The following is a 22,972-nucleotide window of genomic DNA, read 5'->3' as shown; positions in this document are numbered from 1 at the left end:
TTTATCAGCGTTAAAATAGAAAAAAATATGTACAAAGCTTTAAAAAGAGGGAATAAGCTTCCTTCGAAATTCACTCTTTCGGACCCAGAGTTGATCCTTCGTTGTATTTCTGCATATTTTCAGCGTTGTATTTTCCAACTCCTTTGTTCATGAGTTTTTTTAGTTCATCCAAATGATTTTTATACACGCCGCGCGGGGTAGTATTGTTTCTTTTTGCAACCAAAGCGGCCATGCCCACAACTTCGCCCATCATTCCCGTAGTTCGCATTACCCGGACAGTTCCCAACGCCACGTGGGTAACACTGATATTTCTTCCTGCCATAAAAAGATTGTCTACATTTCGTGAGTAAAAACAGCGGTAAGGAATGGGGTAGGGATGAATTTTTTTATGCACGGCAATGGATTTGAACTCCATATCCGGAAAATGCTCTGTGTTTTTCGGGGCGGGGTAGTGGAGGTCAATTGTCCAGGTGGTAGGCGCCGAAGCATCGGGATAAACCACGTAGTTTGTAATGTCCTGTTCTTTCAGAATCAGGTCGCCCAGCAGGCGGCGCGATTCGCGTTTCCCGGCGATGTATGCAACCCACTCCAGCCTGCGGTTGGTGTATTCATTTTTATTCGGACTGAAATTTTTCAGAAACGACCAATTGGAGTAAACCACCAGCAGCCCGTAGTCGCGGATGCGTTCAAAGTCATATATCTGGTCGAAATTCATACCTGTTTCCCAGGTCCATTCGCCCATGGTTACTTTTTCGGAATTGCTGCTGTTGAACTCAACGCCATACCGGAAAGCAGGAAATGCTACGGGGTTGCTTTCTTCCACTGAATACCATTGTACAGAAGAGCCCATGGTCATTTTATCGGCTATTTCTGGAGCTGTGGGTTCTTCAAACTCACTGCGCCCTTCGCGTCCCATGGCATAATCGGCCCCGGCCAGAAAGCCGATTGTTCCGTCGCCTGTACAATCTGCAAACAGCGGTGCCGAGAAAGTCAGCTCTTTTGCATTTTCAATGTTGCGTGCGTGTACTTCGGTTATGCGGGAGTTTTTTGTTTCTACTGCAAATGCCCGGTAATTGGTGAATAGCGAAATATTTTGTTCTGCCAGCACCATCTCCATTTTCTTTTCGTCTTCGTAATAATCCGCCGGCTGGGCGTTTCCTCCGCGCGTAGGACCAATCTCTTTCACCACATCTCCCAGCGCGGGGAACGGATTTACATTAATCCGGCCTCCGAGGTGAACGCGGACTTCCGAACTGTTGTTCCCTCCGAGTACCGGCCTGTCCTGGATTAGGGCTACCTGCAATCCCAGTCTTGCTGCTGATATTGCAGCTGTTGTTCCGGCAATTCCCCCGCCAACAACTACCAGGTCGAAGTGCCCTGCCTTCTCCGGCGTCATGGAAATTCCGAGGTGTGTTTTTCTGAACGTCTCCAAGGCTTCCAGGTCATTTGGCGGCGGGGTGTTTCCTTTGGTAAAGCAGATGGCATCCACCCGGCCGTTGAATCCGGTCAAATCGTGTAACCCGACTTTTACTTTTGTAGAAGATATATTCACTTTCCCGGCGTTTTGCCACAGCCATTCAGACCCCGAGGCGCCTAAAACCTGTTTTGTTTTTTTGCCATTTACTACCAATTGGAATTTTCCGGGACCTTCGCCGTCAAACCATGGAGATGTCCAGTTAAATGTACGTACGAAAACAGTGTATTCTCCGGTTGATTGAAATTCGACAGTAGTTTCGGCATCTGCAACCGGAACGCCCATGCCGTGCGCCATTAAATAGGAAGACCCCATTAAATCCATAAACTGCTGGTCGACTACCCAGCCTCCTTTATTTTGGAAATTTTCGGTTTCGAGAAAGACGGGATTGCTTGACTGCGAAAAAGACGAAAAATGCAGGGCTAAAGAGGTGATCAGAACGGCCAATTTTTTCATCTGTATTAATTTTTTTGATTTCTGAATGTTAAAAAAAATTGAAGACATTCAGGAACTCACATAAATTTTAATCATCCCTTTTTGTAAATTTTGAATGAAGAAAATTCATGTTAGTTTCATGCTGGTTTAAATCGAAGTTGGATTAAATATAGCGTTATTTATTTAAAAAGCCCGTTTCAAAGTAAACTTTAAAACGAGCTTTGTATTTGTCAAACGGTTCGTCGAAACAATCGTTTTTATTTGTCACTGTTTCACGAACGAGAAGTAGGAATTTGAACGATTCCCTGTTGTGGAGAATGGACTATAAATACCCAATTATCTTATCCATCCGTTTCGAAATATCTTCCAGGTGAGCTCTGTCTCCGCCGCTGACTTCGGCAGTTAACCAGCCTCCCCTGTGATTGATTTCGCTTACCGCTTTCATTACTACCGGCCAATTGTTGTCTCCATCCAGAAGATTAACTTTGAAGCCTTCCCACAATCCTTTTTCATTCATTAACTTACGACTGAATTCTTTGATGTGGAGTTTCATAATGCGCGAGTTCAGTGTTTTTATCCAATGCTCGGGCCATCCGTACCGCAGGATATTGCCAATATCGAAATACCATCCTATCAGCGGGTGGTTAATGTCATCTACAAAACGTTTAGCTTCCACCGGGCTGAGCAGAAAATTGTTCCATACATTCTCTAAGGCTACCTGCATTCCGGTTTTTTCAGCATACGGAATCAACTCCCGAACCGAATCAAGGGCCGTGTTGTAGGCCTGCTCGTAACTTACGTTCTCGTTAACCACGCCGGGAACCACCAGAACCGTGTCTCCGCCAAGGTCTTTTACATCTTGCAACGACTGGGCAACAGATTGAATACAAGCTTTTCGAACCTCAGGATCAGGGTCTGAAAGTGGTTTCTTCCAGTGGTCTTTATTCACAACACTCGGTAGTTCAATTCCCGATTTTTCTTTGGCCTCCAATACTTCCGATACATTCAGGTCAAGTGGGCTGTTGAGTTCAACCCCATCAAATCCCAAATCTTTTACTAACTTGAATTTATCTGTTAGCGAAAGGTCTTCTTTAATCATGCCAAATCCCAGGCCTTTTTTCAATGTAACTTTGCAGGTGTCTTTAGCCTGAGATACATTTGCTTTTAGCGTAGGAGGAGCAATTGTTGCTGCTCCGGCCACAAGGGCTGCTGATCGAATAAAAGTTTTTCTGTTCATGGTAACTTATTGAAATTTTGTAATTCCCGGAACAGCAACCGGAATGTCATATTTTGTCTTCCATGAAATTTTCTCGGGGAACAGTACTTCCATCGAAGAGAGTGCCTGTTCATAAGAAATGGTTTCTCCGCTATATGCAGCCATCCGGCCAGCCATTGCCAACAGGTTGGAGCGGGTCATCCATTCTCCGTCATTCATGGCCTTCCCTCCTCGAATAGAGGCAAAAAGCTCGTCGTGCTCCTGCTGGTACATGTTTTTTACTTTAGACTTTTTATAGGCATTTTCATCGGTGAATTTGGTATCATCATCGTATTTCCACGGATTTTTGCCCTTTATTTCATGTAGTCCTGTTCTGCAATCTACAATACATTTTCCATCTAACCCTGTTAATTCAACTGCATAAGATGGCGTTGTTCCTGTTTGCTGGCGGCAGAAGAAGTAAGCTTTTGTTCCATTGGAGTACTCATAGGTTATGCCGAAGTGGTCATAAATATTTCCGTACTTTTTATCTGTACGCTTTTGTCTTCCTCCGGTTCCGCTTACTTTTACAGGAGCTTCATCTCCCATTGCCCACGAAAGCATATCGATACTGTGAATAGCCTGTTCGATGATATGATCGCCTGAAAGCCAGTTGTAATAAAGCCAGTTGCGCAGTTTGTATTCCATGTCAGACCATCCTTTCTGACGTTCTTTGTACCACAGTTCTCCGGTGTTGTAAGTAGCTTCGGCAGCAACAATTTCGCCAATCTGACCGTCTAAAACGCGGTTAAATGTTTCACGTTTTGGTATGTGGTATCTCCAGCAAAAGCCTGAAACCAGAGATAATTGTTTGTCTTTTGCCTTTTTTGCAGCCATCATTACCCTGCGTAATCCGGGAGCATCAACAGCAAAAGGTTTTTCGCAGAAAATGTGCTTTCCGGCATTTATTGCCGCTTCCAGGTGTTCTGGGCGGAACGCGGGGGGAGTAGCCAGCAAGACTACGTCAACGTCAGAGTCAATCAGTTTCTGGAAGGCATCCAGTCCAACAAACTTTTTGTTTTCGGCAACCTGTATTTTTTCGCCAAATTTTTCTTTCAATGAGTTGTATGAGCTTTCCAGATGGTCTGAGAAAGCATCGGCCATTGCTGTAAGTATTACGTTAGGATCAGCGTTTAACGCTTGTTCTGCAGCTCCGGTTCCTCGGCCGCCACATCCGATGAGGCCAACTTTTAATGTGTTACTATTGGCCGCCCATACTGCCTTAGACGACACAATCGTTCCTACTGTTGCCAGCCCGGCAATCTTTGTAAATTGTCTTCTTGATAAGTCCATAGTATATAAAGTTTTATTGTTGTAAAAAACAGTTGATTGTATTTGCTACAGTTCTTTTAATTCTAAGTTTCTCCATAAGATTTTAATTCCTCCTCCTGAATGAATTTGCAAGGCTATCCGGCCGACAGCATCCCCTATTTTTGCGTCTTTTAAATGTACCATCTGGATTCCATTTAGCCATGTTGTAATTTCGTCTCCCACTACTTTAATTCTCATTGTATTCCAATCGTTTTCTTTCAGGATGTTTTCCTTCTCGTCTGGTATTTGTTCGAGCCATCCTCTACCGTACGATTCATAAATACCGCCTGTATCGTGATTCTTGGGTGCAACTTCAACCTGCCATCCTGCTATTTTTGTGCCTTCAATTGTAGACCGGATGAAAACTCCGCTGTTCCCATCGGCTTCCTGTTTGAATTCGAGTGATAAATCAAAGTCTTTATAATATCTCTCTGTTCCCAGATAGCCATATTCTTTATCGGGTCCGCTTTCACATATTAAAAGGCCATCGTTTACCCACCATTTTTCAGTGCCGAATATTTTCCATCCGGTAAGGTCTTTGCCATTAAAAAGGTTAACCGGTTCTTTCTTTTTTTTGGGAAGAGGCTTAATCTTGATGTTTTTGAACCAGAATTTAGCTCCGTGGTCTTGCAGGCAAATATGTCCGATTGGCGACAACCCGTATTCGGGCATGTTTTCCCATTTTCCGCTATTTCTGCGTTCGTACCAATCAGGAGTCCATGCTTCAAATTCAAGAATTTTTTCTCCGTTTAACCAATGTTCTACATGCCCGTTATCAAAAACAATTTTGCTGTTGTTCCATTTTCCGGCCGGATGTAGCTTTTTTTTGCTTAAATCAGGCAGGTGCATGGCATAATCGCATCCTGTTTTTTGCCATTCTTCTAACGGCTCTGAAAATCCTTTCTCGTCTATAAATTGGTATTCGGGTCCGGTGAGATACGGCGCATTAAAATTTTTGTTTTCCAAAACATGATACATTAATCCGCTATTTCCTCCAACTCCTGCTTTCCAGTCAACCGAAATTTCGAAGTTGTCATATTGTTTTTTCGTGATTATGTCCCCTCCAATATCGCCTCCGAGTCCGAGAGCAACGAGACAATTATCTTCAACTATCCATCCGGTTACTTCCCCTCCGTTATACATTTTCCATTGGTCTAACGACTGGCCGTCAAAAAGTAATTCCCAGCCTTCGGAAATTTCACTTTTCGAAAGGGTATTTGATTTTTGAGAGCAGGAGAGTGTAAGAAACGGGAGTAGTAGAATAAAGAAAAATCTGGATTTCATGTTATTATAGTTTATTATTGAGCAAAAAGGAGTATGGAACCAGCATTAATCTGAGAGACTATTAAGGAAGCACTCTGGATAAGTGCTAGTTCCATTCTACCAGAAATTGAAATACTAGATGTAATTCGGGTTCTGCCCTATATTCGGGTTTACCTCAACCTCTTCTTGTGGTATCGGCCAGAGATAGTCCCTGTCTGCCCTGAAGCTGCGGGTAAGTCCCCGGCTGAAAATGGTCCATTCGCCTGCATCGTTTTTATATCTGATCCCTTGCGCCGGATTTGCTTTTTCTGCGCCTATTTTCCAGCGATTCATATCAAACAAACGAAGACCTTCGAATGCCAGTTCTACAGTGCGCTCGTTCCTTACTATCTCTCTTAATTCAGCCTGAGTTTTATTTGCTGAAATAGCGGGCATTTCGACGGTTGGGCGTGTGCGTATCCTGTTGATGGCATCGTAAACAGAATCGTCTATTTCATTCAATTCTATTTTTGCTTCTGCATACATTAAAAGAACATCGGCATAACGAATTAAAATGAAATTTAATGTTGATTGGGTTGGGTTACTTCCGTCAGCAGCCCAGTCGATTCCTTTTCTTACGTTAAATCCGTATTGGGTAGCGTCTTCACTGGCTCCAATGCGATCTGGAGTAGTGCTGGTCGGAACTGAATTATAAATAGCTCCATTGGGCATAACAGCGCCCGGGTATAAAACATTGTATCCGAATCGTGGATCAAGCCCCGCATATTCATTCTCCGGGTCTGTTTCTCCTTTGTATTCATGTTTTAACAGAAAAGACCTTAACGGATCAATATATGAACCTCCGCCAAGAGAAGAAGCTGAGCGACTGATGTAGTTTGTATACGCATAACCTACTGCATAAGAACGGTCAAAAATAACTTCCTCGCAGCCTTGCCCTTCGTACCAGAATAGTTTTTCGTAATCCGGATACAAATCATAAATATTTAAATTCATTACGGCTTTTGCTGCATCGCGAGCAATTTCGTATCTGCCATTGTATAAAGCGACCTTTGCTTTTAATGCCAGAGCAGCCCCTCTTGTTGCTCTCCCAATATCATTCCCGGTATAACTTACCGGGAGTACTCCTGAGATAGCATCCAGTTCAGAGATAATGAAATCAACCACTTTCGATTTTTCGGTACGACTGACTTGTGCCTGAATGTCAAGAGCCTCGGTAATTAGTGGAACATCGCCCCATAATGTAGAAAGCATCGTATAGTAGTATGCACGAAGGAAGCGTGCTTCTGCTTTTAATCTTGATAATAAATCAGGGTCTCCTGTTTCAATTTTATCAATGTTATTTATCGGATCGTTTGCTTTCCTGACACCAACCCAATAGCGACTCCAGTAGTCGCTGATGCTGTTGTTGGTCGGATCAAGCGTGCCAACTGCCACGTCGTATAAATAGCCTGACGAAGAGGGAGCATGCATTGCAATATCAGTTACGGCGTCAAGAGTGACCATGCCGGTACCATCTAGTTCCCTATATGCTGCATTAACACTTAGAATCGCATCGTTTTCAGATTTCCAGTAGATTACCTCAGAAACTGAGCCGGTAGGTAGCGTTTCCAAAGCATCTTCGCATGACGTGAAAAATGCAAATATTGTTATTATTAATAAGAGAAAAATATTCTTTTTCATAATGTGTAGTTTTTAATATTAATAGTTAGAAGGTAATATTAACCCCTGCGCTTACAATTTTTGAGTGAGGGAAGAATTGACTCCTTCCGCGTGGGGTTTCCGGATCAAATAATTCAGAAGGTGTAAACGTTACGAGGTTTTCTCCTGAAACATATACCCTTAAATTAGAAATGTAATTTGAGGGTTTAATGGTATACCCAACTTGAATATTTTTCAATCTCATATAGCGCGAATCTTGCAGCCAGAAATCAGACTGTGCAAGGTTCCAACTGTTCCCGTATGTTACAAGAGGCCATGTTCCTTCAGGGTTTCTGGTTGGATGGTAGGTTTCTTTTGCCATTACTGCCGGAATAAAGTTCCCCCAGTTTGGCCCTTCCATAAGGGCTCCGTCAAGCGCATGCCACTTTTGTAATACTCCTTGCAAGAACATGGTAAAATCGAATGCTTTATAACTGGCATTTACATTAATTCCAAATTCATAGCGAGGATCCTCATTTGCGATTACCAATTGGTCTCCTGTCGGATACAGAGTCTGCGAAATAACTCCGTCGTTATTAAGGTCTTTATAAATAATATCTCCGGTTGTTACCTGAGGTACAAGTTTTGTTGGATATTTAGACCAATCTGATTCATTTCGATATAAACCGGGAGATACCAATCCACGCAGTGAGTTCATCGAATAACCCTCTTCCCAAACACTGAATTTATCAGGGAAATACGGTCCTGTTCCATGTAAATCTTCTATTTTATTTACAACATCAGAGAAGTTTAATCCTACAGAATACTGAAACCCGCCGTCATTTCTTTTTGGGCTGAAATACCTTACTGTAATTTCGTATCCTTTATTAGAAACCGAGGCTGCATTTTGGGTAGGTGCTTCAACCCCTACTGTTGGCGCAATTGGCAGGTCAAGCAGAATGTCAGTAGTTAAATTGTTAAAGTATTCGGCTATAACTTCTACTCTGTTGTCAACTAATCCAAGGTCAAAGCCAATGTTTGTCATGGTTGTTGTTTCCCAGGTGATTGAAGGATTTCCGGCTACTGTTATCGCAGCTCCTGAAACTGACTCACCATTGAATGCATAAGGCTGTTCCAGATTATAGGTATTTAAATACCTGTAGAGTCCAATGTTTTGATTTCCAAGCTGCCCCCAGGAAGCTCTTAGCCTTAAGTTGCTAATTGTTTTGTTATCAATCAGAAAGCTTTCCTGAGAAACGCGCCATCCTGCTGAGAATGAAGGGAAAAAACCCCATCTTTTTCCTGATGCAAATCTCGATGAGCCGTCATATCTGACATTTGCTTGAAATAAATATTTGGAATCAAAAGAGTAGTTTACTCTTCCAAAAAATGATTGAAGAGCCGACTCTTTTCTGCTACCTGTAGCGGTTTGCCCTGTTGCTCCACCTGAATTAAGGTCACGTAGTTCATTGTTGTAAAAGCCTTGTCTGTAGCCGACGACATTCAAGGTGTCGCTGGTAATTCCTTCATAACCGACAGTTGCTTCAATGTTATGTTTTTCAAAATTCTCATTAAAATTCAAATAGGCTCTTTGACTCCATTCTTTGGAATTTTCTTGTGATTCTGTAAGATTATTCACGGCAAACCAACCTCCCACAGTTACTAGTTCTCCTGTTTTATAACTTCTCATTCCAGCGAGGGAATTCATAAATGTGCTCTCGCTTTCTCCGTATGCTTTGAGAGTAACATCGCCTTTAAATGACAGGCTCGGTAAAATTTTATATTCGAGTCCAACCTGGCTTACAATTTCATTTCTGTCTAGTACTCTTTCTCCGTTATCCATCATGGCAACAGCATTCCATTGCCCGCTAATCAAATCCCACGTACCATCAGGATACCTGCCAACAATAGATCTGTTCATATGAAGCATAGCCTGTACTAACCTTTGGGCAGTATGACCAGGGCCTGTGGCCTTTTTATTCATATAGTTTAGGTTGAAATTAGCAGTTAATTTATCTGTAATAAACAGGTCTGAGTTTATTCTTGCAGACAGACGTTTGTTGTTGAACCTGTTAATTATACCGTCCTGGTCGAGGTAGTTTACAGATGCAAAGATTCTTCCGTTTTTCCCTCCTGATGTTAAAGAGATGCTGTGGCGTTGTTGAGGTGAATTTTTATGGAATAAGTAATCTTCGTAAACCGTAAAGGGGTAATTTATCGGGTCTGAGCCTGAAAGTACTTTACTGATATAATCTTGTGACCATAATGGTTGCCCTCCGGCATTTACCTGTGCTTCATTTTCCAGATTCAGCCAGCTTTCAATGTCGGCAGCCTCAGGGTACCCGAGAACATTTTGAAAACCAACGCTGTAATGGTAGTTGACGATGGTTCCGTCGGTGGTTCCGCGTTTTGTGGTGATGAGGATAACTCCGTTTGCTGCTCTTGATCCATATATTGCTGCCGATGCCGCATCTTTCAGAATAGACATTGTTTCAATGTCGCTGGGCTCAACAGTTGATAAAGATCTTTCAACACCATCAATTAATACTAAAGGGTCGGAGTTATTTAAAGTTCCATTACCCCTTATTCTTATTCGAATGTCTTCTCTTCCCGGTTCTCCTGCGAAATTTTGTATCGTCAGGCCCGGAGAAAGTCCCTGCATTGCAGCGGCAGTATTTGATACATCAATTCTTTTAAGCAGTTCTTCTCCCTGAACAGAACTTACTGCTCCTGTCAGGTCAGCTTTCTTTTGTGTACCAAATCCAACAACAATAACTTCGTCTAATCCAATGGCATCTTCTGCCATAGTAACATTGACTGAAGCTTGGTTTCCCACTCCTATTTCCTGAGTGCGCATGCCCACAAATGAAAAAATCAGAGTGGCGTCAGCAGGTACCTCTGACAACGTATAAAAACCGTTAGTATCGGTTATAGTACCTCTGGTAGTCCCTTTAATAATTACGGTTACACCTGGTAAAGGCTGCCCTCCAATGTCGGCAACTTTTCCGGAGATGACTCCTTGTTGCGCTGCTTCTGTGCTGCCGAGAACAGGTTCGTCTTTGGAGAAGAGGACAACCTGACGGTCTATGATTCTGTAAGCCGCGTCGGTTCCCCTGAAAATTCTGTCCAGCGCTTTGTCGATGGTCAGGTCGTTAAAATCTACATTTAGCACACGGTCGACATCCACAATTTTGCTGTTGAACAGGAATCGGAATTCCGACATGTTTTCAATTTCTGCCAGAACTTCGCGCACAGTAGTGTTTTCCATCTCAAGGTTTAGCCTTGTTGCCTGGGCGTAGCCGCTGAGAGCATAACTTTGTGCCGCGGTTAGAATTAGTGCATACAGTGTTAACCTCATGGTTCGAAACGTTTTTGTGGCCCATAGTTTAATGAGAGTAGGCCGGTTACTACATAAAATTTTCATAAATTTACATGCTTTTAAATTAATAAATATTGGTTATTAATGCATTGTCTGTTGGGCAAAACAGACAGAAAAGTAGAGAAGGGAGGCAGGGCAATGCCTTCCTTTTTTTAGTTTATTTTTGTTTGATTACGATTTCCATTTTGCTGAAAGTTTTATCGGTTTGAATTTTTCTGTTTTTAATAGAATAGTCAATCGGTGCAGATAACTTTAAAAGTTCCAGAATCTGAACGAGTGATTCATCTTCAAAGGTTGCGGTGTAGGTCCAGTCCCTGAGTTCAGCTCCTTGAAGTTGAATGTCTACGTTAAACCAGCGGTTGAGTCTGCGTACTACTTCGGGCATAGGATCGTCACGAAACATAAGAATACCGTTTTTCCAGGCAATATATTTGTCAGAGTTGACCTTGTCAACAATTAGCTTTTTTTTGTTGTTTTCGTAAAGTGCTTTTTCTCCGGGGCACAAACGGGTGATCTCTTTTTTTGATGTAAGGTAATTCCCCTTGAATAAATTTATTCCGCCTTCAATCAATACAATCTCGGTGAGTTGTTCGTGCGGGTAATTGGATGCAATAAACTCAGTGCCTGTAACTTCAATGTTTATTTTCCCTGTGTTTACAATAAATGGTACTTTTTTGTTTTTTGAGACTTCAAAATAGGCTTCCCCCGACAGTTTAACTTCACGAATATCGCTGCTGAAAGTTAAAGGATAACTCAGGCTTGTTTTTGAGTTGAGGTAAACTTTTGTGCTGTCGGGAAGATAAAATTCGGAACGCATACCGGCCGGAATTTCCAATGTGTGCCAGGCGATAAACGGTTTCTCTATTTCTGAATGGTCTAACGCAAAATACAACGAAGCTGCGATTAATGGAAAAATGAGAATTGCGGCTACTTTCTGGAAAATATAAAGTATCCTGTTTTTGTGTTGTTTTTCGATTTTTTTGTTTACCTGAAGAATGGCCTGTGCCGGGTTGTATTTTCTCATGGAACGTAACTGCTCCAGGTTTTCCCAGGCTCTACGAGAATCGGTATAAATTTGTTGATTCTCTTCGGTTGCCATTCTCCACTGTTCTACTATTTGTTGTTTTTCCGGGCTTAAAGTGCCTTCGAACAAAAGAGGGAGTAATTTTTCTATATTGCTGTTTTTCATTTATCGCTGTCTCCGCGTTTTTTCACATTTTATATTAGTTAGACGATCGGGGGGAGACAAACACATATTAGAAATTGATTTTTTTTGTGGCTTATTTTTTTCTGGAGAATAACTTGCTTTGGAAAATGAAGTTACATCCAAAAGGGGGATGGGAACTTGGTGTAACGTAGGAAGCCACTATTTGATCCAACGCTGTGCTTTATTTTAACAGGGAAACCAGCAAAAACAGAGGGAGGTAATTTTTTAGATCGTTGCGAAGCTGTTTAAGTGCCGTGCTGATTTGAAGCTCTACCGTTCGTTTTGAGAGGCCCAGCTTGTCTGCAATTTCCTGGTTTTTGAGGTCTTCGAACCGGCTCATTTTGAAAATTTCCCGGCAACGGGGCGGGAGCTTCGCCATGCTTTCTTCAATAATGGAATTTAGTTCAGATTCTGCAAACCACCCCGACGAGAGATTTACAGGAAGTTCCTCTTTTTCATGCTGAATTGATAGCTTCTGCGCTTTTTTTTGTTCCTGCCTGAGGTGGTCGAGCGAACGATTTTTTACTGCCGTAAACAGGTAATTTTTTAACGACGAACTTATTTGAATCTGCTCATGTTTTATCCACAGCGTAACAAACAGATCCTGCACAATATCTTCTGCAATCTGTTGGCTTTTGGTAATTCTCTCGCAGTAAGCGCATAACCCGGAATAGTAGTAGTGGAAAATGAAATCGAAAACGACTTTATTCCTGTTTTGCAACCCGTTTATGAGATACTGTTCTTCCAAAGTAAGTTAGGTTTCTATTAGAAAATCAAAAGTAATGAATTGGTGGTGAAAAGCAAAAAGAGACTCTCAGGTTGCCAGCCCCCGGGAGTCTCTTTTTTAAGGGAGGGAGGGAATTATTTTAAACCGCTCCGTTCCAGCAATGCATCTACTGTTGGTTCCTGTCCTCGGAATCTTTTATATAGAATCATGGGATGTTCGGTTCCGCCTTTTTCCAAAATATTTTTGCGGAATGCCCCTGCAACTGTTTTATTAAACAGCCCCTTTTGTTTGAAAACGCTGAATGCATCGGCATCGAGCACTTCTGCCCATTTGTAGCTGTAGTACCCGGCTGCGTAACCACCTGAAAAAAGATGCCCAAACTGGGTGCTCATGCAGGCTTGCTCAATTACCGGGAAAATCTGGGTTTTCTTCCAGGCTTTTTCTTCAAACTCTTTTACATTGCCATCGAAAGGTTTTTCCAGCGTATGCCACGCCATGTCCAGGTATCCAAAACTCAACTGACGAATAGAAAGGTATCCGGCAAGGAAATTTTCAGAAGCTTTGATTTTTTCAACCAGTTCAGCCGGTATTTTTTCTCCGGTTTGGTAATGTATTGCAAACCGATCCAGAAAGTCTTTTTCAACCGCCCAGTTTTCCATAATCTGTGAAGGCAGTTCCACAAAGTCGCGGTAAACATTGGTTCCCGAAAGGCTTGGGTAGGTTGTGTTGGCAAGCATTCCGTGAAGCGCGTGCCCGAATTCGTGCAGGAAAGTTTCTACTTCCGAAAAAGTAAGCAGCGCCGGCTTGGTTTCGGTTGGCCGGGTAAAATTCATAACGATGGTAACATGCGGCCGCGAGTCTACTCCGTTTTCTTTCCACTGCGCTTTAAAGTCGTTCATCCAGGCGCCACCCTGTTTGCCGGCGCGCGGGTGAAAGTCGGTGTAAAGAACAGAAAGGAATGTACCGTCGGCATCGTAAACTTCGTATGGTACCACTTCATTGTTATATACCGGAATGTTTTTGTTGGCTTTGAACGTGATGCCGTACAATTCGGTTGCCAGGCCAAAAACGCCATCCACAACTTTGTTGAGTTCAAAATATGGTTTCAGCATTTCATCGTTCAAATCGAATTTTTCTTCTTTCAGTTTTTCTCCGTAGTAGGTCCAGTCCCAGGGCATAATTTCGCCTGAAAAACCAGACTTTTCAGCAAAGTTTTTTATCTCTTCTTTTTCTTTTACTGCAACATCAAACGATGCTTTATATAAATCGTCAAGCAATTTGTAAACCCCATCGGCATTCATTGCCATTCGTTGTTCCAGCGCGTAGTCAGCATAAGTTTTGTACCCGAGCAGATTTGCCATCTCGAGCCGCAGGTTTACAATTTTGCGCACATTTTCCTGGTTGTCGAATTCGTTGCCTTTGAAAGCTTTCGACATGTACGCCAAATACATCTTTTCGCGTAACTCTCGGTTGTTGGCATATTTCATAAATGGCAGGTAACTGGGCATGGTAATATCGAAAACCCAGCCTTCTTTTTCCTTGCCTTTTGCCGTAACTGCTGCAGCTTCGAGAACGCTTTCTGGTAACCCGTCCAGTTTGCTTTTGTCGGTAATGTGCATTTCGAAACTGTTGGTTTCTTTTAGCACATTTTCGCTAAACTTGAGCGAGAGTTTTGACAACTCAGTACTTATTTCTCTGAACTTTTCTTTGTCGGAATCAGACAGGTTGGCTCCCCTGCGTACAAAATTCAGGTACGTGTTTTCGAGCAGAGTCTGTTGTTCCGCATTCAGATTCAGGTTTTCTTTTTCGCTGTAAACTTTTTTTATCCGTTTAAAAAGTACCGGATTCAGTGTGATGTCGTTCTGAAACTTAGTAAGCAACGGCGAAACTTCCTGTGCAATTTGTTGCAGCTCGTCGTTGGTTTCCGAGCCTGTAAGGTTGAAAAATATCCCGGCGGTGCGGCCTAGTAATTTGCCCGAGCGCTCAAGAGCCACTATTGTGTTTTCGAAAGTCGGTTCAGCTTTGTTTTCGGCTACTGCCTTTACTTCGGCTTCGCCCGCTTTAACTGCCTCCTGAAAAGCAGGAATAAAATGTTCGTTTTTTATTTCTGAAAAAGGTGCTGTTTGATGAGGTGTTTTAAATTCTCCTAAAAGTGGATTTGTTTGTGCATTTACCATAACTGATAAAATAAGAAATAATGTTGTTACTTTAAATTTATTCATATATATAACTTTTTGTTGCTAGTTAAACTGAAAATTTCGGAATTGGTTCACCGTTTGGCGTTCCCAATTTTGTTTTCGGAACAGGCAAAAGTACAATCATTTTAGTTATCCCGAACAATTTTTTAATTTTAGGCACCAACGATTAAAACTGAAAACAGATGTGGCATTTATTTTTTGTGCTTGTCTCTCTTTTTGTTATGCCTGAAGTGGGGCAGAATTCGAAAATTGAAGAGGCGGTTGCCGATGAATTGAAGTATTTTCCGGAAGCGAGGCTGAGAGATATTTACAAGAATTTTTTTCAGGACGCTTTTGGTCCCGGGCACTTAATTCCGGACACGCTGCACGCCGGTAAATACCTGAATTACGAGTTGAGCCAGCCCATTGGCGATACATTAAAGTGGCAGGCAATTGGTCCGGCTAACGATTATTACCGTATTAATTTGCTGTTGGTGAAGCAGGGTGTTTTACCCCGTTCGGTTTTGTTGGAAGCGATGGTGGAAAGCGCTGTGTTAGCGCGCAAGCCGGGTATCGATGTATGGAAAAAAGAGTGGGCAGTTGCGATGGACGTTATTCAAAAAATGAATCTCGGGCTGGTCGATTTCGAATCAGATAAAAAGGCAATTGAAGAAATACTTTCGAAAGGCGAATATGTAATGCACCACAGCGATTATTACAACGAAACTTACCAGCGGCATTACCGGATTGTGCATAAAACAGTATTTAACCGTTGGAAAGGGGTGTACTTTTAAAGCGATTTGTTGCCGGGCTTTTTGGCCTTCTTTTTTTTCTTTTGAACAGACCATCCAAACTTGCCGATTTTTTTGCCCAGGCCAAAGTAGTGCCCGTGGCTGTATACCAGAGGCCGGGCCTTTGCAAAACTAAAGGCATTTTCATCGTTTACGTATTGTTCGTCAACCGATACATTAACCACTTCGGCAATAAACATGTGGTGCGATCCTAGCTCCTTAATTTCTTTTACTACACATTCGATATTTACCGGCGACTCGTCAATAACCGGCGCTTTTACAATTTTAGCAGGCGCCGGGGTCAGGTTCATTTCCTTCCACTTGTTGTATTTTCGGCCGGAGCGGCATCCGCACCAATCGGTAGCTTTGGCCAGTTCTTCTGTTGTAAGGTTAATAACAAACTCTCCGGTGCGTTTTATAATTTCGTAAGAATGTCTTCCCGGGCGCACGGAAATAGAGCACATGGGCGGTTCGCTGTTAATTGTTCCGGTCCACGCAATAGTAATAATATTGTACTCTTCGGGAGTATGCCCGCAACTTACCATTACTGCGGGCAGGGGGTAAATCATGGTTCCCGGTTTCCAGTTCGCTTTTGCCATAAAATGATGTGAGTTTTATTCCACGGGATCTTTCCAGTCGCCGTTTTCTCTAATCAATTGTTCGAGCTCATCAACAGCGTGTTCAAACTGAATGTGCCTTTTTACCGGTTTCAGTCCTTTGTAAAGCGTTACTTTCCCCTGGCTAACCCCTACAAATCCGTAGTCCACATCGCCCATTTCTCCCGGGCCGTTTACCACGCATCCCATTATTCCGATTTTCAAATGGTCGAGGTGTTTAAAGTGCTCTTTAATTTTTTTTGCGGTTTCCTGCAGGTTGTAAAGGGTTCTTCCACAGCCGGGGCAGGAAATAAATTCGGTTTTGGTCATGCGCATGCGGCTGGCCTGCAAAATGCCGAAACTTAAATCTTTTAGTTCTGTAAAAGTAATCCGCTCGTTATCGTTCGAGAGGCACAGTCCGTCGCCGTATCCGTCGATAAGCAACCCGCCCATATCGGCAGCGGCTTTTATTTGCAAATCTTCGAGCTTTCTTTCATTGTATCTTCCGTACAGAATTACCGGCACTTTCCAAATGTGCGACTCAAGTGTGGTGAAAAATGCCCTGAGTTCTGCCATCGGGTTTTTGTTGAAACTTTCGAGAATAAGTACCGTTTTACGGGTCTGTTTCAGTTTCATTATAATTTCCGGATTTCTGGACATAAACTGGTCGAATTCCATTTTATTTGTGCGGATGAACTTCATCCTTCCCCAACGGGTGCTTTCAAAAAGGTATTCTTCGAGTGATATAATAGGATAGCTTTCGCCGTTGATATCCATTATTTTATTCCCGGAAAGGAAATAATCTGGAACCAGCTTCCCGCGTATCGGAAGCATTTCGTTCAGACTGCGTTCTCCAAGGTCTGCAACTACAACCGGCAGGTTATCTCCTCCCATGTCAAGTACCGGACGGGTTGAGCGCCTTTCGTATTCAAACGGGTTGGTCTGGGCAATCAGTGAAGCCGTGATGGGCTCGTGATCGCGGTATGATTTAAAGTGATCTACCAGTTTTTGAGCAACCGGAACTTCGTTAACCGGGTCTTCGGTAAGCGAAACCCTGATGGTGTCGCCAATGCCGTCTGCAAGCAGGGCACCAACGCCAACTGCCGATTTTATCCTTCCGTCTTCTCCTTCGCCGGCTTCGGTAACTCCAAGGTGAATGGGGAATTTCATGTCTTCCAGGTTCATTTTGTAGTTGAGCAGGCGAACGGTGTAAACCATCATGCGCGTATTGCTCGACTTAATGGAAACTACCACATCGTTAAAATCTGCTTTTTTGCAGATGCGTAGAAATTCCAGCACCGATTCGGCCATTCCGGATGGAGAATCGCCGTAGCGGCTCATTACCCTGTCGGACAACGAACCGTGATTAGCGCCAATACGGAGAGCTGTGTTATTCTCTTTCAATAATTTCAGGAAAGGAATAAACTGTTCTTCAATTTTTTGAAGCTCTTCTTTGTATTCGTCGTCTGAGTAAATTTTCGCTTCGAAACGCGCCCGTTTGTCGTAAAAATTACCGGGGTTGATGCGCACCTTATCGAAATATTTGGCAGCAATATCTGCCAGCCGCGGATTAAAATGGATGTCAGCAACCAACGGAGTAGTGTATCCCCGTTTACGCAGTTCATCCACAATGTTTTGTAGATTTTCAGCATCGTAAATGCCTTTCACTGTGCAACGTACATAATCGGCTCCGGCCTTTGTCAACGCAATAATCTGTTCAACAGTGGGTTCTGTTTCTTTGGTGTCGGTATCAGTCATCGACTGAATGCGAATAGGGTTATTCCCCCCAACGCTTACTCCCCCAATTTTAACTTCCCGCGTCTCCTGCCTCTCGTACCGGGTTATGTCTTTAACATAATTGAAATGACGATCTTCCATGATAATCTGTTAAGCTGAGTTGCAAATTTAAGCTAATGGTTTCAATTTAAAAAGTTTCCTTTATTTTTGTTCTTCATTATAAATACATGGACCTAAAAATCAATAATGTAACAAAATTGTTTGGAACGCAGAAAGCTCTGGACGATGTCAGTTTTTCGGTTGGCAAAGGTGAGTTGCTCGGTTTCCTTGGCCCGAATGGAGCAGGGAAGTCTACTTTGATGAAAATTGTTACCGGATTTTTGCCTGTTAATTCGGGCGAGGTCCGGATAGATAACCGGAAAATTTCGGTTGCCAATACCACTCTTCGGAAGAATATTGGTTATTTGCCGGAACACAACCCTCTGTATCCCGATCTTTTTGTGAAGGAATACCTGGAAATTGCGGCAGGATTTTATAAGATGGACAACAAGAAAAGCAGGGTTGCTCAAATGGTGGAGCTGACCGGACTAGGAGACGAGCAGCACAAAAAGATTGGTGCTCTTTCGAAAGGCTACCGGCAGCGGGTAGGTCTGGCGCAGGCTCTTATTCACGATCCGCAGATTCTTATTCTTGATGAACCAACCACCGGGCTGGACCCCAATCAGCTGGAAGATATTCGTAGCCTGGTAAAAACCATAAGCCGCGAAAAAACAGTTATTCTTTCATCGCATATTATGCAGGAAGTTGAGGCTGTTTGCAGCCGGGTTGTTATTATTAATAAAGGGAAAATTGTGGCAGACGGCAGTATTTCACAAATCCGGAATGGAAAGTTGAAATCGTCGCAGACGGTTGTGGTGGCGTTTGACAGGCCTGTTGAACAAGAGAAGCTTCTTGCTGTGAAAAATGTAAAAAGTGCTGTATTGATTGACGGACAATGGGAGATCGAATCTGTTGGGAAACAGGATGTCCGTCCGGATATTTTTCGCTTTGCTGTGGAAAATGAACTCATACTGCTTACATTAGTTCAAAAGCAACAGAATCTGGAAAGCGTTTTCCATCAGTTAACCCGGGGAAATGACGCCTGATGTTTCGGTAATACTTCCCTTTTTTAATGCAGAGAACACTTTGGAGAAAGCTGTTGAGAGCATTTTGGAGCAGACTTTTTCTTCTTTTGAAATTGTGTTGGTAGATAATAATTCTACCGATAAAAGTTTGTCAATTGCTGATGCTTTTGTCCGGAAGGATTCCCGTGTACGCCTTTTGCACGAACCCCGGCAGGGCGTTGATTGTGCCATGAACTGCGGACTCGACCATGCCCGCGGCCGGTTGATTGCCCGAATGGATGCCGATGATTTTGCTTTGCCGCAGAGGTTGGAAAAGCAAGTGTGTTTTTTGAAGAAGAATTCGGAAATTGGTCTGGTGGGATCGGCAGTGAAATATGTTCCGCATAACAGCCGGGTTGCGGGTTTCCGGAGGTTTGTGAAGTGGACAAACTCGTTTTATGCGCTTGAAGAAATTGACCGGTACCGGTTTGTTGAAATTCCGGTGGTGAACCCAACCATCCTGTTTCGCAGAGAACTGTTTGAAAAGTTTGGCGGTTGTAGGTCGGGAGATTTTCCGGAAGATTACGAAATGCAATTGCGGTATCTGGAGGCTGGCGTAAAAATGGCAAAACTGCCTGATCAGCTTTTGGAATGGCACGATTTTTCAACCCGTTTAACCCGCACAAACGAGCGCTACACCGATGAAGCATTCTTCCGGATAAAAGCAAAGTACTTCAGAAAGTGGTCGGAACAAAATAATCGGTTTCATCCCAATATCTGGGTTTGGGGTGCCGGACGTAAAACCCGGCAGCGAGCCCGGTTGCTTGCCGATGAAGGCCTGGTGATAAACGGATATATTGATGTTGTGGCAGGAAAAACCACTAAAAAAATTACGCTGCACTATTCGCAAATTACCCCGTCTGCAGAAATGTTTATTGTGCCAATGGTGGGAAACTATGGCGTGCGCGATAAAATCCGGGAGTTTTTGCTGGAAAAGAAGTTTGCCGAAGGGGAAGACTTTATTTTCCTGGCCTGACCGTTTTTGTATTATTTAAATTGAAAAGAGAAAGCAGCGCGTCGAAAAGGGAGGTAGTATTTTTATTCTCCCATAATTTCAAGCGAGTGGCGTACTTCCTTAATTTCATCGCGCAATGTGAGAATGTCTGTTTCTCTCAGCGGAGTTCCAAGTTCTGAATCATACACATCGAAAAAGCTGTCGCCAAATTTTGAAATGCTGGCTTCGATATTTTTTATCCGTTCCTTTAGTGCCGAAAGCTCATTCTTTGTTTTTTCAGAATCAGGATTTTCCCCGGCCGTGTGTTTCCAGGTTTTCTCTTTGGTTTTGTATAAAAGCTTCACTTCAATCAGTTCATCAAAAAGCTCTTCCTTGTCTTTTTTTTGCGTAAAGTTTGTCATAGTTTCAGGTTCCGGTAAAAAAGATGAAGGTAAAAAAATGTGTTTTTTGCATTTATATAAAATCTCCCGGGCCAAATAAATAGGTTTTTCCGGCGTCAGTTTCATTTGCAATGGTTTTCCCTTTGTATCTTAAAAGGAGCTTGTTTCCTAGTAACGACTTAACTTTTACGGTGACCAGCTTTCCGTGTTCCCACGTGATGTCGAGTTCAAACCCTCCGCGTCCTTTGATTCCTGAAATTTTTCCGTCTTTCAGTTTTTTTGGGAGCGCCGGCAGTAAATCCTGAAAGTAGTTCCCGTCGCTGTCGCGTAAATGAGATTGCAGCAACATTTCTGTAATGCCCGAAGTTGCCCCAAAATTCCCATCAATCTGAAATGGCGGATGCGCATCGAAAAGGTTAAAATAGAGTCCGCCTTTGTCTTTGTAATCGGTTGCTTCACTTTTTGAAGGCACCATCAGGTTTTTTAACAGCAAAAAAGCATGGTCGCCATCAAGCAGGCGAGCCCAAAAATTAATTTTCCAGGCACGCGACCAACCTGTCCCGCCGTCGCCCCGGTGCGATAACGTTACTTTGCAGGCCTCGGCCAGTTGGGGTGTGGTGAGCGGATGAATTTCGTTTCCCGGGTGCAATCCCCAGAGATGAGAAACATGCCGGTGCTGATCGTTGGGGTCGTCCACATCTTCGAGCCACTCCTGAAGTTGCCCGTGCTGCCCGATTTGATTTGGCGCAATTTTTTTGAGCCTGGTCTCAAGTTCAGCGGAAAATTCTTTATCAACTTCTAGAATTTTTGCCGCTTCTATTGTGTTTACAAACAGGTTGCGGATAATTTGGTGATCCATGGTTGGCCCCATAACGAGGCCCCCCAGCTCAGGACTGTTGCTGGGGCCGCTTACCAGCCATTCAGGCTTTTGGGGATACGGCGTGAGGTAGTCTGCAAAAAAGCGTGAGGCTTCTTTTAACACCGGATACGCGCGGGTTTTTAGAAAGTTTTTGTTGCCGGTGTATTCGTAGTGCCACCACAAATGCTGGCTCAACCAGGCGCCACCGGTTGGCCAGATGCCGTGATTGGCATTGTTGATAGGTGCTGCTCCCCGCCATAAATCAGTGTTATGGTGAGTTACCCAACCGTTTAAATTGTAATGCTCTCTGGCTACATGTTGTCCGGTAACAGAGAGGTCTTCCACCATGGAAAACAGTGGCTCAGCACATTCGCTGAGGTTGGTCATTTCTGCCGGCCAGTAATTCATTTCGGTGTTAATGTTGATGGTGTACTTGCTGTCCCACGGCGGTGCCAGCCGGTCGTTCCATATTCCCTGCAGGTTGGCGGGTTGTGTTCCCGGTCGCGATGATGAAATAAGTAAGTAGCGTCCGTACTGGTAGAGCAGGGCCACCAGGCTGGGGTCTTCGTCTTCGTAAAATGATTCCAATCGCTCGTTGGTTGGGCGGTTGGATATTTCTGATGTTCCAAGGTCTAAACTCACGCGGTTAAACAGAGCGTGGTAATCGCTAATGTGTTCTTCTTTTATGGTTTGAAAAGGCTTTCCATCGAGTCGGGAAAGGTATTCATTGCAGCGCGCTGTCGGATTTGCATCAATGTTTTTATAATCAACAAAGCTGGTGGCAGCAACAAGGTAAAGTGTTGCAGCGCGCGCATTCACCACGGCAATAGAGCTGTCGTTCTGAACCAGCCCTCCGCCCTGATTTTCTACTTTCAGCCGTGCTTCAAAAGTGAGTTTGCTGTTGGGGTAGGGGTTGCCGTCTCGTCCCAGCTTTTCATGATAATTATTGGCTTTCCCTGTCAAAACTATTTCGTCTCCTTCAACAAAAACCTTGTAATCAGCGTGGGGGGAGTCAAGCCCTACATTGAAATTGAGCGCTTTATTTTCCGAAGATTCGATCCGAAGAATCAGTGCCTGGTCGGGCGACGATGCAAAAATTTCCCGCTTAAAATCTACTCCTTCAACTTCGTAAGAAACCGATGAAACTGCATTTCCCAGATCAAGTGTTCTCTGGTATCCAGTTGCTTTTTCATGCCCCGGAAAGTTTAAACGAATATTTCCAAAGGGAAGGTAACTCAACTGCCCGAAGGGTTCCGACATAAAATGCTTGTTACCCAATTCATGTGCTTCGGCCTGTTTCCCGGCCCAAAGCAGTTGCCTGAGTTTTTCGAAGTAGTTGTATGCACCTTTATGGGCGTAGTCGTGAGGCTGTCCGCTCCAAAGCGTTTCTTCATTAAATTGTATGGTCTCGGCTTTAGTTCCGCCGTAGATCATGGCGCCAATTCGCCCGTTTCCCAGGGGGAGTGCTTCTGTCCATTCATCTGCAGGTTTGTCGTACTTCAGCGTTAACGAAGGATCTGTGCCCTTTTTTCGAATAAAAGAGGAATTGCACGAGAACAGCAGACCGGTAAAAAGGAGGAGGAAAAGAAAGTTTGATAATTTCATGGAGAAACGGTATTGATTTA

The 22,972-nt window shown here is 43.4% G+C and carries 16 protein-coding genes; 3 read left to right on the top strand and 13 right to left on the bottom strand.

All coding sequences use genetic code 11. The features are described from left to right. Positions 1 to 70: 70 nt before the first annotated feature. The 9 genes from BUB08_RS11800 to BUB08_RS11760 form a co-directional block, all read right to left on the bottom strand. Positions 71 to 1,930 (bottom strand): FAD-dependent oxidoreductase, encoded by a 1,860-nt coding sequence (locus BUB08_RS11800; protein ID WP_073002273.1) that lies wholly within the window; start codon positions 1,928 to 1,930, stop codon positions 71 to 73. Between the two features lie 301 nt (positions 1,931 to 2,231). Continuing rightward, on the bottom strand, positions 2,232 to 3,146 hold the full coding sequence (locus BUB08_RS11795) for a sugar phosphate isomerase/epimerase family protein (RefSeq protein ID WP_073002005.1): 915 nt from the start codon (positions 3,144 to 3,146) through the stop codon (positions 2,232 to 2,234). A 6-nt stretch (positions 3,147 to 3,152) separates the two neighbouring features. Further along, positions 3,153 to 4,457, bottom strand: a complete 1,305-nt coding sequence (locus BUB08_RS11790; RefSeq protein WP_073002004.1) for a Gfo/Idh/MocA family protein — start codon at positions 4,455 to 4,457, stop codon at positions 3,153 to 3,155. Positions 4,458 to 4,502: 45 nt separating this feature from the next. Further along, positions 4,503 to 5,759 (bottom strand): 3-keto-disaccharide hydrolase, encoded by a 1,257-nt coding sequence (locus tag BUB08_RS11785; RefSeq protein ID WP_073002003.1) that lies wholly within the window; start codon positions 5,757 to 5,759, stop codon positions 4,503 to 4,505. A 114-nt stretch (positions 5,760 to 5,873) separates the two neighbouring features. Next, on the bottom strand, positions 5,874 to 7,418 hold the full coding sequence (locus BUB08_RS11780) for a RagB/SusD family nutrient uptake outer membrane protein (RefSeq protein ID WP_073002002.1): 1,545 nt from the start codon (positions 7,416 to 7,418) through the stop codon (positions 5,874 to 5,876). A 25-nt stretch (positions 7,419 to 7,443) separates the two neighbouring features. Beyond that, entirely contained in the window at positions 7,444 to 10,734 is a 3,291-nt protein-coding gene (locus tag BUB08_RS11775; RefSeq protein WP_073002001.1) for a TonB-dependent receptor, read from the bottom strand. Between the two features lie 178 nt (positions 10,735 to 10,912). After that, positions 10,913 to 11,944 (bottom strand): FecR family protein, encoded by a 1,032-nt coding sequence (locus BUB08_RS11770; RefSeq protein WP_073002000.1) that lies wholly within the window; start codon positions 11,942 to 11,944, stop codon positions 10,913 to 10,915. Positions 11,945 to 12,143: 199 nt separating this feature from the next. After that, positions 12,144 to 12,710 (bottom strand): RNA polymerase sigma-70 factor, encoded by a 567-nt coding sequence (locus tag BUB08_RS11765; protein WP_083570734.1) that lies wholly within the window; start codon positions 12,708 to 12,710, stop codon positions 12,144 to 12,146. Between the two features lie 113 nt (positions 12,711 to 12,823). Continuing rightward, positions 12,824 to 14,911 (bottom strand): M3 family metallopeptidase, encoded by a 2,088-nt coding sequence (locus tag BUB08_RS11760; RefSeq protein WP_245820198.1) that lies wholly within the window; start codon positions 14,909 to 14,911, stop codon positions 12,824 to 12,826. Positions 14,912 to 15,069: 158 nt separating this feature from the next. Here BUB08_RS11760 and BUB08_RS20080 point away from each other — a divergent pair, with 158 nt between their 5' ends. Continuing rightward, positions 15,070 to 15,660, top strand: a complete 591-nt coding sequence (locus BUB08_RS20080) for a hypothetical protein (protein WP_083570733.1) — start codon at positions 15,070 to 15,072, stop codon at positions 15,658 to 15,660. On the opposite strand, the gene BUB08_RS11750 is transcribed toward BUB08_RS20080, so the two are convergent. Both BUB08_RS11750 and ispG read right to left on the bottom strand, forming a co-directional pair. Next, positions 15,657 to 16,256, bottom strand: coding sequence for a flavin reductase family protein (locus tag BUB08_RS11750; RefSeq protein ID WP_073001998.1), 600 nt, complete (start codon positions 16,254 to 16,256; stop codon positions 15,657 to 15,659). The genes BUB08_RS20080 and BUB08_RS11750 overlap by 4 nt on opposite strands. A 15-nt stretch (positions 16,257 to 16,271) precedes the next feature. Beyond that, on the bottom strand, positions 16,272 to 18,131 hold the full coding sequence (gene ispG / locus BUB08_RS11745) for a (E)-4-hydroxy-3-methylbut-2-enyl-diphosphate synthase (RefSeq protein ID WP_073001996.1): 1,860 nt from the start codon (positions 18,129 to 18,131) through the stop codon (positions 16,272 to 16,274). A gap of 86 nt (positions 18,132 to 18,217) precedes the next feature. On the opposite strand from ispG, the gene gldA reads away from it, so the two are divergent. Together gldA and BUB08_RS11735 are read left to right on the top strand one after the other, a co-directional pair. Beyond that, positions 18,218 to 19,135: a gliding motility-associated ABC transporter ATP-binding subunit GldA gene (gene gldA, locus BUB08_RS11740; protein ID WP_073001992.1), complete on the top strand. Its 918-nt coding sequence runs from the start codon at positions 18,218 to 18,220 to the stop codon at positions 19,133 to 19,135. Beyond that, positions 19,125 to 20,129 carry a glycosyltransferase family 2 protein gene (locus BUB08_RS11735; RefSeq protein ID WP_073001990.1) on the top strand — a complete coding sequence of 335 codons (1,005 nt, stop codon included), beginning with the start codon at positions 19,125 to 19,127 and terminating at the stop codon, positions 20,127 to 20,129. Before gldA ends, BUB08_RS11735 begins: the two co-directional genes overlap by 11 nt. A 62-nt stretch (positions 20,130 to 20,191) precedes the next feature. Here the strand turns inward: BUB08_RS11735 and BUB08_RS11730 are convergent, their stop codons facing one another. Both BUB08_RS11730 and BUB08_RS11725 read right to left on the bottom strand, forming a co-directional pair. Next, positions 20,192 to 20,509 carry a hypothetical protein gene (locus BUB08_RS11730; protein ID WP_139249686.1) on the bottom strand — a complete coding sequence of 106 codons (318 nt, stop codon included), beginning with the start codon at positions 20,507 to 20,509 and terminating at the stop codon, positions 20,192 to 20,194. Between the two features lie 52 nt (positions 20,510 to 20,561). Beyond that, positions 20,562 to 22,952 (bottom strand): glycoside hydrolase family 95 protein, encoded by a 2,391-nt coding sequence (locus BUB08_RS11725; protein ID WP_073001986.1) that lies wholly within the window; start codon positions 22,950 to 22,952, stop codon positions 20,562 to 20,564. Positions 22,953 to 22,972: the final 20 nt, after the last annotated feature.

The sequence above is a fragment of the Mariniphaga anaerophila genome, from assembly GCF_900129025.1.
Classification (GTDB): domain Bacteria; phylum Bacteroidota; class Bacteroidia; order Bacteroidales; family Prolixibacteraceae; genus Mariniphaga; species Mariniphaga anaerophila.
This window is presented reverse-complemented; position numbering and strand designations above follow the sequence as displayed.

Coding starts and splice junctions, on each gene's coding strand:
- BUB08_RS11800 (WP_073002273.1), bottom strand. CDS start 1,930: ATGAAAAAATTGGCCGTTCTGATCACCTCTTTAGCCCTGCATTTTTCG.
- BUB08_RS11795 (WP_073002005.1), bottom strand. CDS start 3,146: ATGAACAGAAAAACTTTTATTCGATCAGCAGCCCTTGTGGCCGGAGCA.
- BUB08_RS11790 (WP_073002004.1), bottom strand. CDS start 4,457: ATGGACTTATCAAGAAGACAATTTACAAAGATTGCCGGGCTGGCAACA.
- BUB08_RS11785 (WP_073002003.1), bottom strand. CDS start 5,759: ATGAAATCCAGATTTTTCTTTATTCTACTACTCCCGTTTCTTACACTC.
- BUB08_RS11780 (WP_073002002.1), bottom strand. CDS start 7,418: ATGAAAAAGAATATTTTTCTCTTATTAATAATAACAATATTTGCATTT.
- BUB08_RS11775 (WP_073002001.1), bottom strand. CDS start 10,734: ATGAGGTTAACACTGTATGCACTAATTCTAACCGCGGCACAAAGTTAT.
- BUB08_RS11770 (WP_073002000.1), bottom strand. CDS start 11,944: ATGAAAAACAGCAATATAGAAAAATTACTCCCTCTTTTGTTCGAAGGC.
- BUB08_RS11760 (WP_245820198.1), bottom strand. CDS start 14,911: ATGAATAAATTTAAAGTAACAACATTATTTCTTATTTTATCAGTTATG.
- BUB08_RS20080 (WP_083570733.1), top strand. CDS start 15,070: ATGTGGCATTTATTTTTTGTGCTTGTCTCTCTTTTTGTTATGCCTGAA.
- BUB08_RS11750 (WP_073001998.1), bottom strand. CDS start 16,256: ATGGCAAAAGCGAACTGGAAACCGGGAACCATGATTTACCCCCTGCCC.
- ispG (WP_073001996.1), bottom strand. CDS start 18,131: ATGGAAGATCGTCATTTCAATTATGTTAAAGACATAACCCGGTACGAG.
- gldA (WP_073001992.1), top strand. CDS start 18,218: ATGGACCTAAAAATCAATAATGTAACAAAATTGTTTGGAACGCAGAAA.
- BUB08_RS11735 (WP_073001990.1), top strand. CDS start 19,125: ATGACGCCTGATGTTTCGGTAATACTTCCCTTTTTTAATGCAGAGAAC.
- BUB08_RS11730 (WP_139249686.1), bottom strand. CDS start 20,509: ATGACAAACTTTACGCAAAAAAAAGACAAGGAAGAGCTTTTTGATGAA.
- BUB08_RS11725 (WP_073001986.1), bottom strand. CDS start 22,952: ATGAAATTATCAAACTTTCTTTTCCTCCTCCTTTTTACCGGTCTGCTG.